Source organism: Oceanicoccus sagamiensis (assembly GCF_002117105.1).
Taxonomy (GTDB): Bacteria; Pseudomonadota; Gammaproteobacteria; order Pseudomonadales; family Dasaniaceae; genus Oceanicoccus; species Oceanicoccus sagamiensis.
In genome coordinates this window covers 478561-492258 of record NZ_CP019343.1, presented here as the reverse complement: position 1 = coordinate 492258, position 13698 = coordinate 478561, and the positions used below count along the sequence as shown (strand labels likewise).

Annotated in this window: 11 protein-coding genes; 6 read left to right on the top strand and 5 right to left on the bottom strand. The window is 43.3% G+C overall.

From position 1 onward, the window contains the following. Both pilB and BST96_RS02250 read right to left on the bottom strand, forming a co-directional pair. Complete coding sequence (gene pilB, locus BST96_RS02255) at positions 1-1710, bottom strand: type IV-A pilus assembly ATPase PilB (protein ID WP_085757125.1); 1710 nt, start codon at positions 1708-1710, stop codon at positions 1-3. Between the two features lie 222 nt (positions 1711-1932). After that, positions 1933-2373, bottom strand: coding sequence for a pilin (locus tag BST96_RS02250; RefSeq protein ID WP_085757124.1), 441 nt, complete (start codon positions 2371-2373; stop codon positions 1933-1935). A gap of 338 nt (positions 2374-2711) precedes the next feature. Here BST96_RS02250 and BST96_RS02245 point away from each other — a divergent pair, with 338 nt between their 5' ends. The 5 genes from BST96_RS02245 to BST96_RS02225 are packed head-to-tail and all read left to right on the top strand — an operon-like array spanning position 2712 to position 8652. After that, complete coding sequence (locus BST96_RS02245) at positions 2712-4673, top strand: hypothetical protein (protein WP_085757123.1); 1962 nt, start codon at positions 2712-2714, stop codon at positions 4671-4673. Between the two features lie 4 nt (positions 4674-4677). Continuing rightward, entirely contained in the window at positions 4678-5541 is an 864-nt protein-coding gene (locus tag BST96_RS02240) for a glycosyltransferase family 2 protein (RefSeq protein WP_085757122.1), read from the top strand. 3 nt (positions 5542-5544) lie between these two features. Further along, a complete protein-coding gene (locus BST96_RS02235) occupies positions 5545-6579 on the top strand; it encodes a DUF354 domain-containing protein (protein WP_085757121.1) in 1035 nt (344 codons plus the stop codon). 55 nt (positions 6580-6634) lie between these two features. After that, complete coding sequence (locus tag BST96_RS02230) at positions 6635-7894, top strand: hypothetical protein (protein WP_085757120.1); 1260 nt, start codon at positions 6635-6637, stop codon at positions 7892-7894. 35 nt (positions 7895-7929) lie between these two features. After that, positions 7930-8652 carry a glycosyltransferase family 29 protein gene (locus BST96_RS02225; protein WP_169713869.1) on the top strand — a complete coding sequence of 241 codons (723 nt, stop codon included), beginning with the start codon at positions 7930-7932 and terminating at the stop codon, positions 8650-8652. On the opposite strand, the gene BST96_RS02220 is transcribed toward BST96_RS02225, so the two are convergent. Genes BST96_RS02220 through BST96_RS02210 form a run of 3 tightly spaced genes read right to left on the bottom strand, consistent with a single transcriptional unit; the run spans position 8649 to position 10942 of the window. After that, positions 8649-9512: a glycosyltransferase family 2 protein gene (locus BST96_RS02220; RefSeq protein WP_085757118.1), complete on the bottom strand. Its 864-nt coding sequence runs from the start codon at positions 9510-9512 to the stop codon at positions 8649-8651. The two genes, BST96_RS02225 and BST96_RS02220, sit on opposite strands and share 4 nt — an antisense overlap. A gap of 14 nt (positions 9513-9526) precedes the next feature. Continuing rightward, on the bottom strand, positions 9527-10369 hold the full coding sequence (gene nadC, locus BST96_RS02215; protein WP_085757117.1) for a carboxylating nicotinate-nucleotide diphosphorylase: 843 nt from the start codon (positions 10367-10369) through the stop codon (positions 9527-9529). A gap of 39 nt (positions 10370-10408) precedes the next feature. After that, entirely contained in the window at positions 10409-10942 is a 534-nt protein-coding gene (locus tag BST96_RS02210) for a retropepsin-like aspartic protease family protein (protein WP_085757116.1), read from the bottom strand. A 255-nt stretch (positions 10943-11197) separates the two neighbouring features. On the opposite strand from BST96_RS02210, the gene BST96_RS02205 reads away from it, so the two are divergent. After that, complete coding sequence (locus tag BST96_RS02205) at positions 11198-13690, top strand: DUF1631 domain-containing protein (protein ID WP_085757115.1); 2493 nt, start codon at positions 11198-11200, stop codon at positions 13688-13690. The last annotated feature ends 8 nt before the right edge of the window (positions 13691-13698 follow it).

Here is a 13698-nt window from a genome sequence, read left to right as displayed (position 1 = left end):
TTAATCCTTCGTTACCCGATTAACCTCTTCCAGGCTAATTAACCCTTGGGCTGCTTTCATTAATGCCGATCTGCGGAGGTCGTTGAAACCTTCTGCACGGGCTTTGTCGCCAATTTCTATCGAATTACCACCTTCCATAATAATACGGGAGATTTCATCGGTGATGCGAACTACTTCATATATTCCCACTCGGCCTTTGCTGCCGCTGCTGCATTTGGAGCAGCCAACGGGTTTCATCAGTGTGGCTTCCTCCAAATCGGCTTCAGTAAAGCCTTCCGCCAGTAGCGTTTCTTTGGGTATATCCGCGGGTTCTTTACACTCGCTGCATAGGCGGCGCGCTAATCGCTGGGCGATAATTAAGCTAACTGAGGTGGCCACATTAAATGCCGGGACCCCCATATTCATCAAGCGAGTAATGGTCTCTGCTGCGCTGTTAGTGTGCAGTGTGGACATTACCATATGGCCGGTTTGTGCCGCCTTAATAGAAATCTCGGCGGTTTCAAGGTCACGAATCTCACCCACCATAATGACATCGGGATCCTGACGTAGAAAAGAGCGCAGAGCCTCGGCAAAGGTCAGGCCGACTTTAGGATTAACATGGCATTGGTTAATACCTTCCAGGTTAATTTCAACCGGGTCTTCCGCCGTTGAGATATTGACCTCGGGTTCGTTCAAGATATTGAGGCCGGTATACAGAGATACGGTTTTACCACTACCGGTAGGCCCGGTCACCAGTATCATACCCTGGGGTTGTTTCAGGGCGTGCATATACATTTCTTTTTGTTCGGGTTCATAACCGAGTGCATCAATACCCATCTGGGCACTGCTGGGGTCAAGTATACGCAGCACCACCTTTTCACCAAATAAGGTGGGCAGGGTGTTGACCCGGAAATCGATAGCGCGCTTTTTAGATAGCTTCATCTTGATGCGGCCATCCTGTGGCAGGCGTCGCTCTGAAATATCCATTTGCGACATAACTTTCAAACGTGCAGCCAAGCGACCTGACAGAGTCATGGGGGGTCGGGTCACTTCGGTCAGGATACCATCGGTACGAAAGCGTACCCGGTAACTTTTCTCATAGGGTTCAAAGTGGATATCCGATGCGCCGGATTTAATGGCATCAATAAGAACCTTGTTAACAAAGCGGACGATTGGTGTTTCATCAATGTCGCCACCTTGTTCGGCTTCACCGCCGCCATCTTCATCAACGGCTTCAATATCCAGGTCATCGAGACCATCTTCAAGGTCGTCAAACCCTCCAAGAGGTTCATCATTGGCCTCGACATATTTGGCAATCGCTTCGCTTAGTAATGCTTCATCAACCAATACCGCATCAGTATTGATGCCTGTATGAAATTTGATCTCATCAAGTGCTCTAAGATTGGTAGGGTCTGAAACAGCAATAAAGAGCCTGTTGCCGCGTCGATATAAGGGCAGTGTATGGTGCTGCTGGATTAGCTTAATATCGACCAGTTCTTTGGGTGCCATTTCCATATTGAAGGAGACGAGGTCAAACAAGGGAGCGCCAAACTCGTCAGATGCCGCTGCAGCAATAGCTCCACTGTCACACAGACCCTCAGAGATCAGGTAAGAGACAAAGGGCATTTTCTCAGTGCTGGCACTTTGAAAGGCTTCTTGTGCTGCCTCTTCACTTAACAGTGCATCTTTAACCAGACGCCGGGCTAAGCCGCTTAAGGGTATTGCATTCATGGTTAACCATAGATCCTGGAAGAAATGGCATGTATTAAAATGATGATAGTAACCACTTGATTGTAGTCCAGTTTTTCGTAGCTTGCCTAATATCAATAATGGATTAGTGTGCTGTACTTAACAACAAGCAATAATTTTGAATGTTTATCAGGGGGTAGTGCGTGATTATTGAGCAGGCAAAAAAAAGGCCCCGCAATGCGGGGCCTTTTGGGTAGGGCTAACTTAGAAGTTTGGACGTAACTTTTCTGGTACGCTACCACCTGTTACCGAGAAGGTAACCACACCTGAAGTTGCGTTGATAGTAGGTGTGATTTCCAGTGTTTTAGCGGACAAATCAGCAGGTGCAGTACTGGTATAAGTCATAGTGATAAGACCAGCTGCGCCAACACTAATTTTAGCGACGATACCTGCAGCATAATCAGTATCAGTAGAAGTTAAGCCGTATGGAGTTAAGTCTCCAAGAGATGTAGGAAGAGTGCCTTGTGTTGCTGCATACTCTTGAATACCTAACTGGATAGCGCGCATAGCACCCAAGCTGGTAGTTGCTTCAGCACGCTGAGTGTAAACTTGGTACTGAGGAATCGCTACTGATGCCAGAATACCGATAATGGCGATAACGATCATTAATTCAATTAGAGTAAAACCTGACTGATTGCTTTTCATAATTAATACCTTTTAACGTTGACTATTTAAAATAAAATACTTCGGTGTTATGGCTCATACTCGAGTAGCCATAACACCTTTCAGCTACCTAGTAATTTACCGTTGAAATTAATATAGCAGGGAGCGAGCCAACTTCTATTTTTTTTCTAAATAATTTATAACCTATTGTTTTTTATTGGAATATTTTATAGTTATGGCCTAGGATTAGTTGGCTTGGAAGTTTGGTTGATCTGGTTGGGGTGACAATATTTGTCAATTTTAGCCGCTATAGGTCACAAATAGGTCTCTAGCCGTTGTTGCTAATGTCTGGTCGTAACCTGTTGGTGAAAGGAAGTTGAATGGTTTTTACATGGCGACAGCAATTACTAGCTCTTATTGTCCTTGGTTTTGTCTATATCTTCTATATTCAGGGCGCAGAGGGAGATTTTATCCTTGATGATATTCACAACATTGCCCTCAATGAAGATATAAGAATCAATGATTTAAGTATCACTTCTATCGAGCAAGGGCTCTCTTCAGGCAAAGTTGGCTTATTGGGCAGGCCTTTACCCATGCTTAGCTTTAGTTTGGACTACTTTTTTTCAGGTTATGACGTAGCCGCATTTAAGCGCACCAGTATTGGTCTTCATGCTCTTGCTTTTCTCGGTGTTTTTGCGCTAAGTCGGCAGCTATTGACGGTGTATGCCGTTCGTGCCTTTATTAATCCTTCCCATGTATTTCCATTGGCTTTAGCTGTTTCGGTAATATGGGCTTTGCACCCCTTGCATATTTCAACAGTTGTTTATGTAGTACAACGTATGGCGCTGATGGCTGCATTATTTTCCTTTGCTTCCCTTTGGTCCTATATGAAGTGGCGACAGAGGATGGGGGAAAATAGTGGCTTGAATATTGTCTGGCTGATAATGGCGTTGATATTTGCCATATTGGGTTTTTTGAGTAAAGAAAATGCAGTTCTGCTAGTGGCTTATATAGTAGTACTCGAATTGTTTGTCTATGGTGAGGCACGGTCAAAAGCAGAGCGTTTATATAGGAAGATATTGCTGGTAGCCACAGCAGTTACTTTGCTGCTTAGTATTGCTTACCTGCATTACGGAGTAGATTGGTATGCGGGAAAATATCTCCTCAGGGACTTTGATCTTTGGCAGCGCCTTCAGACCGAGGCAAGAATTTTCTTCCATTACCTACAATGGTTGTTAATGCCTAATATTAATAGTTATGGCCTATTTCACGATGATATTGATATTTCTACAGGATTGTTATCGCCAGTAACAACCTTGTTATCTCTGGTCGGTATTCCTGCTTTAGTGGTGTTAAGCTTTGTCTTAAGGGAAAAACTTCCCTGGTTGGGTTTTGGCTTAAGCTTTTTTATCGCTGGGCATTTACTTGAGTCCACAGTTATTCCTTTAGAGTTAGTATTTGAGCATCGAAATTATCTTCCGGGCTTTGGTATAGCCTTTATAGTGATTGTTGGTGGATATCGATTGCTTAATTCTCTGGGTGTCAGTAGTTTGCATATACCGGTCTTTATTGTTGTGCTGGCTTATCTTATGGTTTTGTCTTCTATCCGGTTAAATGAATGGCGCGACCCACATCTACAGTCCTTGTCAGCGGTTGAGCGTCATCCTGAGTCTGCCAGGTCGCACTGGCAATTAGCGGCTTGGTATTTTGAAGCTTACAAGCAAGATTTACTTAGGGGGGGCGGGTTTCAGCCGGTTTTTGAAGATGGCGTTTCGCATGCTGAGTATGCTGCTGAAATTTCCCCACGGTATACCACTAGTTTGTTTGGTCTGATTGGGGTTTATAATCAATTAAAATTACCACACGAAAAAGAGTGGGAAGACAAGCTGGTTTACCGGCTGGAAAATTATCCATATCACTTTGAAAATGATAGCCATTTCAAAAATATGATTTTATGTTCTCAACAAAGCAGAGAAGTCTGTGCCCTGTCACCAGAGACTGCTGAAAGGCTATTTGATGCTGCTTTAAAAAACGTCACAGTTCAAGCGGGAGTTCGCGCAAACCTTTATCATGGCTATGGTATTTTGTCGCATAATTTTAGAAATAAAGAAAAGGCTTTTTCTTTGATGGAAAAATCAGCATCTATAAGACCTAAAGTTCTCCTGTATAAGGATCTGGTGGCTGTTGCATTGGATCTTAAGCGTAAAGATGATGCTTTGAAGTATTTAAATAAACTTAAGGCCCTTCCATATGAAGGTCGGGTCAGTAACGAGCTTGTAAAAAATCTGGAGCAGTTCGTTGATGACTGCTGTGAACAAGATTTAAATATCAAGATAAGGTAATGATGTGACTAATTTTAGTATTGTGATTCCAGCAAAAAATGAATCAGGCGGGTTGCTTGGCTTGCTTCCTGAGCTTTTTGAACAAGTTAGTGTCCTGGAGGTTATTGTTGTTGATGATGGTTCATCGGACAATACAGCCGAGGTTGCGGAGAGTTTTGGCGCTAAGGTTATCAGTCATAATTACTCAAAGGGTAATGGTGCAGCTATTAAGGCCGGTGCAAGAGCCGCCCGGGGCGATGCTATTATCTTTATGGATGGCGATGGCCAGCATAGTCCTGATGATGTTAATAGACTGATCGAAGCTTATGGTGAAGGTTACGATATGGTGGTAGGTGCCAGAGGTAAATCGTCACAGGCCAGTCATAGTCGTTGGCTGGGGAATGGTGCCTATAATTTTATATCTTCTTTGATGGTGGGACATAAAATAGATGACCTGACTTCGGGGTTAAGGGTGGTTAATGCCAAAAAGTTCAAAGGTTTTATTTTTATGCTACCCAATGGATTTTCTTACCCCACTACTATAACCATGGCCTTTTTTAGGGCAGGCTACTCGGTAAAGTACATTCCTATTATTGCTTCTGAAAGGATTGGAAATAGTCATTTACATGTATTTAAAGATGGTGTCAGATTTTTTATTATTATCTTTAAGGTTGCCACGCTCTATTCGCCGCTAAAGATATTTTTTCCTGTTTCATCAATGTTGTTTTTTACATCTCTGTCTTATTACTTGTTTACCTATATCACTGATAATCGATTAACCAATATGACAGTGATTTTATTTGTTATCTCAGTTGTAGTATTTATGATTGGTTTGGTTTCTGAACAAATTACCACGCTTTTATATCAAAACAGTAATCAAGAGGATTGAGTTGTGAAAGTTCTTTTTGATGTTAATCACCCTGCTCATGTCCATTTTTTTAAATGGCCAATAAAACTATTAAAAGAGCAGGGAGTTGATGTGGTTATAACCAGCAGAAAGAAGGATGTTGCATTAAAACTTTTGGCTGAAATGGGTGTTGATAGTCTGGTTCTGAGTTCACAAGGTAGTGGTGTGTTAGGTCTTTTAAAAGAGTTGTTGATTAGAAATTTCAGGCTATACAAAGTGGTAAAACAAGAGCGCCCAGATGTTATGCTTTCTGTTGGTGGCACCTTTATCGCTCATGTAGGGTTGTTGACCAGAGTTCCTTCACTTGTGTTTTACGATACTGAAAATGCAATATTACAAAATGGGATCACTTATCCATTTGCTACAGAGGTGCATGTTCCCGAATGCTATGAAGGTAGTGTCCCAAAGAAAAAGGAAAGGCGTTATAAGGGCTATCATGAGCTTTCTTATTTGCATCCTGATTACTTTACCCCTGATAAAGCTATTGCAGAGGCGTCTGGCGTCGATTTGTCACGAAATAATTATTTAATTCGGCTGGTTTCCTGGCAGGCCAGCCATGATATTGGTGAGCAAGGGTGGTCTGAGGAGGTGCTGAGTCGGGTTATTGAAAGGCTGTCAAAGCAAGGGAAGGTGCTCATATCGACTGAGGCCGATCTGCCTGAAAGGTTTGCTCAATGGATATATGATGGCAAAGCCTCAGACTTACATCATGTTATTGCTTTTTGCTCAATGGTTGTGGGAGAGAGTCCCACCTTGGCTTCTGAGGCGGCAGTATTGGGTGTTCCTGCAATTTATGTCCATGATCAGGGGTTAGGTTATACTAATGAACAAGAGAAAAAATATGGCTTAGTGAAAAATGTTTTTTCTTTAGAGTGGGATTTGCTCTCAGTATCTATTGATCAGATTTTATCTGCAGACAGTAATCTCTATTTGGAACAAAGGAAATTGTTGCTAGATGAAACGATTGATGTGGTGGGGTATGTTGTCAATAGTGCCAACCGTTATCTGGCAGAGTGCTAAGTTTAAGGGGTTGTCTTAAATCTATTGTTGGTTAATGAAGAGATAATGTGAAGTAATGTTAGAGGGTGCTATAAACAAAGCCGGGATAAGACGGTTTCTTTTGACGCTGTCATCGGATTATTTGACTAAGATAGTGGCATTCTCTGCTTTACTTTTGTATTCAAAATCCCTTTCTGCTGAAAATTATAATTACCTGTTGCTTATTATCAGTTCTACGGTAGTTGCAGTTTCTGTTCTTTCTATGGGGGTTGTTAGTGCAAGTTTTCGGCTTCTGGCAGGTGAGACATCCAAGCATAAAATAGATCAGAGAATGGTTGCGGCCGCTATTTTCTCAGTGCTTTGTACAACTTTTCTATACTGGTCCTTCCAGGCATTCCTCAATCAATTGGAGCTTGGTGACTATGCTGTATTTCGTGAGGTTTCCTGGGCTTGGTATTGGGTGATATTGGGTGAGACTCTATCGGTAATCGCTAAAAGTATGGCTTATGTTAGAGGTAAGCCTGTCAGGGTTGCAGCGGCCAATTTTTTTGCTGTCCTTGTTTTTGGGGTAAGTCTGGCTTATCTGTTCTTGCTTGGCAATGAATTGACCTCGGCTGCTTATCTCAATTGCGTTGCAATAACATCAATTTTTAGAGCTTCGTTTCTGGTGTTGAGTTTGAAAGTGCGTTGGGCGGCCGACGTTACAGCCATACCTGAATTGATCAATCTGCGCTTTTCAGTTGCTTTTATGTTTCATATTTTGGGTGTTTGGTGTTTGCAGCACATTTCGTCGTGGATAGTTTTCCCGGTGATGGATGGGGCCGTAATGACGAGCTTGCTATGGGCTAATCTGATATTGAGTGCTTTGCTTTTGATTCCTGAGGCGATGTTTAAATCGTCATTGGGGAATATAAAGCATTTTTTTGGTGAGGATAAGTTGTCGCTGTCAGTATTCTCTGTTTTTTTCTTTCGCAGTTTCTCTTTAAGTTTTTTTCTGATGGTGTTGGTAGTATTGGTCATTAATCTTATTTATGAATATGGCTTATCGAGTATTAGTTTTGAGCTTGGCTATGTTCTCTATATGGCATCTTATTTGTTTCTTCATACGCTGTATTTTCTCTTTCAGAAAATGTTGATGGGTGAGGGTCGGTCTGGTGTTTTGATTTTTGGTACGTATGTGTCTGTGGCATTTTTATTGGTTGTCTTTTGGGTTTATGATATTTACAGCATAGTCTTGGTGATGACTTCAGTATTGTTAGCTAAAACCATGCAGTTATTCATTATGTTTTTTTTATGGAAAAGAGCTAGTAAGCAACATATTGTTACATTGACTTAGAAAATGATTTTTTTGATATTTTTATGGTGGCTTATTTGATTGATGATAGAGATATTCTCAAAGGTAAGCGTGTAGCTTTGGTGGGGCTTGCTGGTTATCTCGAGCAAAAGCAGTGGGGAATAGAGATAGATAAAGCTGATATCGTTGTAAGGGTAAATGCAGTTGCGCCTGCTAATGAGGGCGCGCAGCGTGATCTAGGTTGCCGTACAGATTGGTTGCTTACCAGTTATAACAGGGATATTCGTAGCGATTTGCACAGGGCGGCGCTGGAAGGTATCTCAAATATCACTCTTTGTTATCCTGATGTGGGTGATTTTTCGCAGAATCATCAGGCTTTTTCTCAGGATTTGTCGGGGCGTGGGGGAGTGGGTTCTGTTCTATTTCAAGACTATGAACGTTTAGAGGTGGAACTGTCATGCAGGCCTAGCTCGGGTCTTATAGCCATTGATTATCTTTTGCAGTCTGAGTTGGCAAGTCTAACCCTTTATGGTTTTAGTTTTTTTAGCTCGCCTCATTACAGTGGAACGCGAAAATGGCAGTCCCAGCATGATCTTGCAATGGCTATGAAGATATATAAAACACATATCCCTGAAAAGGAGTTTAACTATATTAAGCTATGTTTTTCTCAAGATTCCAGGTTGAGTGCTGACCCGGTTTTAATGAAGTTGTTGGCATTAGATACCATCAGCGTATTGCCAGATAAATCAGTTAATTGGTTTTCCAGATGCTTGTTTTTTCTTAGGTTTTGGCGGCGTTAATGGTGGTTTTGTGAATCTATCGTCTGCTTTTCCTTGCTTAGCAAACCCTCAATTTTCCCCAGTAAAGCTTGTGTTTGCCAGCGGTAGCCCTGGAAGTCGATAAGCAACAAAGCCTTCAGTATTCGAAGCAGGCTCAGTATCAAGCTTCCAATGACAGACCATAGTGGCATCTTGTGTTTGGATAGTACCCTTCCAAGGCCTCGCGAATAAGATCGAACCCGTGCTTTGCCTTTGACGTCAGTTCTCTGGATATTGTCTGCGTGGTAGACGGTGATTGATGGAGCCCGCTTCCATCTATGGCCTTTATGAAGTGACCTAAGTACATAGTCGCTATCTTCTCCTGCTCCCCAGAGGGTTCCTGAGCCCACTCCCAGTTGCTCGTCAAACTTTCCTATCTCTAGCGTGGCGCTATATCTTAAAAAAAGACAGATAGAAGGTACTTTACCCCAGATGGTAAATTTTGATAGCTCTTGTTCTGGTGTTATTTTTGGGCAGGACTTTTCACTAGCTGCCCGGTTAATACTAAGCCCATTATAATCGGGCTCTTTGGTAAAAAAGTTACTTACCTGTTCGATCAGTGTTGGAGAGTACCAGCAATCATCGTCAGGGAAAGCGATAATACCTTCATTGGCATAGCTGAGGCCGGCATTTCTTGCTTTGGATAAACCAGGGGAGGATTGTAGGTGTGTAATAGGCAGGCTTGATGAGTAATCGGCTACCAGTTTGTCTAGTCGCCCATCCGTATTTTGATCGACAATAATAAGCTTGAAATCCTTGTGTGTTTGAATGACGAGGCTGTCGAGTAGGCGTTTAGGTTCTTCAGTTCTACCTAGAGTGCACATGATCAGTGTGAGATTCATGGTGCTGTCTGTTCTCAGTTATCAAATCGCATTGATAAATCCACTGCCCGACAATCTTTGGTTAATACTCCGATAGAAATATAATCAACCCCGGTTTTTGCGTACATCAACAGTGTCTCGCTAGTAATGCCACCACTGGCTTCCAGTTTGGCTTTGCCGCCATTAAGCGCAACCGCTTCTTTCATCAAGGATTCTGAAAAATTATCCAGCATCACAATATCGGCCCCTGCATCCAGAGCTTGTTGCAACTCTTCAAGGCTTTCAACTTCTACCTCAACGGGCTTGCCGGGGGCCTGCAGTTTAGCGGTGGCTATCGCTTTATCAATCCCGCCGCAGGCTGCAATATGGTTTTCTTTAATCAAGAATGCATCATAAAGGCCAATACGATGGTTATAGCACCCACCTTGTGTCACCGCATACTTCTGGGCATTGCGAAGCCCTGGGATGGTTTTGCGGGTATCTAACAATTTGACCTTGGTATCAGCGACCCTTTCGGCATAATGCTTACAGATAGTAGCAGTGCCAGACATCAGTTGTAGAAAATTGAGAGCGGCGCGCTCACCGGTTAATAAGCTACGGGCAGAGCCTGATAGCTCAAAAAGTACCTGGTTGGGCGTTACAGGGTCACCGTCAGCTACTTGCCAATTTACCTTTACTGTGGGGTCAATTTGACGGAAAACTTCATTGACCCACGCTTGGCCGCATAGGGTGGCTTGTTCCCGGGTAATCACTCTGGCTGTTGCGGTTTGCCCGGCAGGGATTAATTGCGCAGTGATATCACCATCGCCAATATCTTCCTCTAGTGCTCTGCTTACCGTTAGTTCAAGGTCTTTGGCGGCGTATTCTGGTAGTTTCATGAATATAGTATTGTCAGTCGTATGAAAGGCGTGATTCTATCAGTCATCGTATTGTCTGAGAATAAGTGTCTCGCCTCGTTGGGTAAATTCTAACCGTTTTAGTGCGCTCATACCGAGTAATACCACCTGTTTGTCCATGGCTGGGTTGATACTGGCATTGATATCTTGCAATTTTATGTCGCCTATCTGTAGTGAGGCTAATGTCGTTCTGTAGACTGTTACTCTGCCATTGGCGGTATAGGCTTGTTGCTGGCCGCTTGCTTTTAAGCCTATTTTTTGAGCTAAAGACTGCGGGATAACCACGTCAGTAGCTCCAGTATCCAATAAAAAGACGGTTTTATGGCCGTTAATCAGCCCATTGGCAACATAGTGGTGTTGCTGATTGGATTGCAGCACAATCTCCTTGGTACCCTCCAGAGTAGTGCGGCTATCCGGCTTGCGATTGGGGTTAATTTGGGTGGCCAGCAGATCGTCAAAAAAGACAATTCCCATTATAAAGAGTATGGCCCAAGCCAAAATAAACATGGTAATACCCATTTTACGGGGGCTGGTGTTGTCCTGAGAGCTGTTCATGGTGATGATGGCAGGGCCTTGGATATTTTTGGGTGATTGTACTAGGGTTTAAAGAGAATGGCTTGTTGAATCCTTATTAGGCTTGGGCTGTGACTTGTGTCTCGCTTTGGGCTTAATTCCTGATGAATTGTGATTGGCTTCTCGATCTGTGGTAGCAATCAGGACGAGGCTTAATCAGTGATATATGATCTATAACTAATAAGAAATAAGTTTTTAACTTGGGATTAACAAACATTCGATGTTGTAGGTGGATATATGGCGGATAACACAACAAAAGTTGTACAGCTTAATAGCCATCCTGGTCATTCGGCCGAGGAGGGGGCTGATAACGTACTGTTTGCTCGTTTACCTGCCCCTTTTACTGATACTAAAGACCGTGGCAAGCAATCCCTGCAGCCATTACTTCAGGCTCTATTCGACAATATTGATGACGCATTATTTGAGTTAGCTGATCGTGCTGAACACAATGCCGAACAAAATATGTATTTTGAGTCCATGCGTGAGTTACGTATTAAGCGCCGCGGCATGGAGCTGTGCTTTGGTAAAGAAATCGATAATGCCTTTAGCTTGTTACTGACTGCTGTAGAGGCCATCCCTACACTGGAAGCTACTGAACAGGTCAGTATTGATAATTTGTCATTGGTCGCAGATGATGAATTAGAAGAGTTAGTGGCTGCCGATAATATGGTGGCCAAGGCGGAGAGAGAGTGTTCGCTAGGCATAAAACAGTTAACGACTCGTCTGGACACCTTGATTGAGGGGCAGTCGGTCACCATCAAGAATAACCCCTTCGGCCCTGCTGTCATTTGTCAGTCCTTTATCGAAGTATGCAAAACACTGGATTTGGACATTAAGGCCAAGCTGGTTCTATTTAAATTGTTTGACCGTTATGTAATGGCGCAATTACAGCAGGTGCATGAACAGTGTAATAGTGTCCTGATTGAGGGGGGCATATTAGCCAATTTGGGCGGCGATAAGCGCACCGCTGAGCAGTCAGTGGGGTCAGAGACTGCTCATGCCAAAAATCCCAGTGCAGCAGAACCGCCTAATAGTGATGTGTTTGCAGACCTCCAGAATTTATTGCATGGGCTGCCCCAGCCTTCTGCTTCAGCTGGCAGTGGCCTCGTTGCTCCCGGGCAGGCACCGCAAATTCCCCGCGATACTCTGATGCAGTTATTACAGGCGGTACAAAAATCCCTGACCCCACAAATGGCTCAGCAACAGCAGCAGGCTATGCAGGGTGTTGGTCCGCAGCAGTTGGATATTCAGCAAACGCTAAGCAGCCTGTTAATTGCCAAAATGCCTGAAAAACCCATGAGCATTGGTCAGGTCGATGATGACGCGATTAACCTTGTGGCCATGTTATTTCAGTTTATTTTGGATGATAGAAACTTAGCTGCACCAATGAAGGCTCTCATCTCTCGTTTGCAAATTCCTATTATCAAAGTGTCTATGCTGGACAAGTCATTTTTCAGTAAAGGTGGTCATCCGGCAAGAAAACTGCTGAATGAAATCGCCAATGCCAGTTTAGGTTGGGTGCCCAACGGCAATATCGAACGTGACCCCCTATACAAAAAAGTATCAGCAGTGGTGGAAAAAATACAGCAGGAATATACCAGCGATTCCGCTTTATTTCAGGATGTATTGGCTGACTTTATTGTCTTTTTAGAAATGGATAAGCGCCGCATTCAGTTAATCGAGCAGCGCACTATCAATGCTGAGGATGGCAAAGCCAAATCAGAATTAGCGCGTAATACAGTACAAAATGCCCTTAACGAAAGGGTTGCTGGAAAATCTTTACCCAAGGTTGTGGTAACACTACTGGAACAGGCCTGGAGTAATGTATTGTTTTTGATTTGCCTGAAAGATGGTGAAGACGACAGCAATTGGCACGAGGCCTTACAGGTCGTCGATGATTTACTGTGGAGCGTTGAACCCATGGAAAATACAGCGGCGCGTCAGCAGCTTCTTACTATGGTGCCACAGTTATTAAAAAATCTAAGGGCAGGCCTGACCAAGATTGCTTATAACCCCTTTGATATGAATCAGCTTTTTACTGATTTGGAAGCTATTCATCTTTCCCAGTTAAAAGAATTAAATACCGTTAAGTTGGAGGTGACTGAGCAAGAGAGCAAAGTGAGAGCAAAGGAAGTTATAGCTCGCCAAACAAAAGCGATAGAAAAAACACTAGATCAGATATTGGAAGAGCGAGATGGAGGTTCGATATCGTTAGAAGCATTGGATGCAGAGCTTGACGAGCAGTTGGCAGGGTTTGATGCATTAGGTGATTTGGTGGCTAAGTCGGTTGATGATACGGCTGAGGCAGCAGATACTGCTGTTGAAGAGCAGGAACATCCAGTAGTAAAAGACGATAAGCTTGCTCGTCATGTGGTGGAAAAGCTAGTCGTCAATGGCGCTAGTGATACTGATAGCGAAGAAGTGATTGACATTAGTTCTGATGATCCCTGTCTGGTAGTGGTGGACAATATGGCTATGGGAAACTGGGTAGAATTGCATCAAGATGATAACAAGAAATTCCGCTGTCGCTTGGCTGCGATTATCCGCAGCACCGGCAAGTATATCTTTGTCAATCGCTCTGGTATGAAGGTTGCTGAATACGATCGTATGTCGCTTGCGCAGGCGATTAAAGAGAGAAAAATCGGCATGCTTGATGAGGGCCTTCTGTTTGATCGAGCCCTTGAGTCAGTTATCGGCAACCTTCGCAATGCAAACAAAACTGGGTCGTGATTGACCTG

Bases quoted from the DNA above. Each gene is read 5' to 3' on its own strand.
- pilB (WP_085757125.1), bottom strand. From the start codon at position 1,710: ATGAATGCAATACCCTTAAGCGGCTTAGCCCGGCGTCTGGTTAAAGAT.
- BST96_RS02250 (WP_085757124.1), bottom strand. From the start codon at position 2,373: ATGAAAAGCAATCAGTCAGGTTTTACTCTAATTGAATTAATGATCGTT.
- BST96_RS02245 (WP_085757123.1), top strand. From the start codon at position 2,712: ATGGTTTTTACATGGCGACAGCAATTACTAGCTCTTATTGTCCTTGGT.
- BST96_RS02230 (WP_085757120.1), top strand. From the start codon at position 6,635: ATGTTAGAGGGTGCTATAAACAAAGCCGGGATAAGACGGTTTCTTTTG.
- BST96_RS02220 (WP_085757118.1), bottom strand. From the start codon at position 9,512: ATGAATCTCACACTGATCATGTGCACTCTAGGTAGAACTGAAGAACCT.
- nadC (WP_085757117.1), bottom strand. From the start codon at position 10,369: ATGAAACTACCAGAATACGCCGCCAAAGACCTTGAACTAACGGTAAGC.
- BST96_RS02210 (WP_085757116.1), bottom strand. From the start codon at position 10,942: ATGAACAGCTCTCAGGACAACACCAGCCCCCGTAAAATGGGTATTACC.
- BST96_RS02205 (WP_085757115.1), top strand. From the start codon at position 11,198: ATGGCGGATAACACAACAAAAGTTGTACAGCTTAATAGCCATCCTGGT.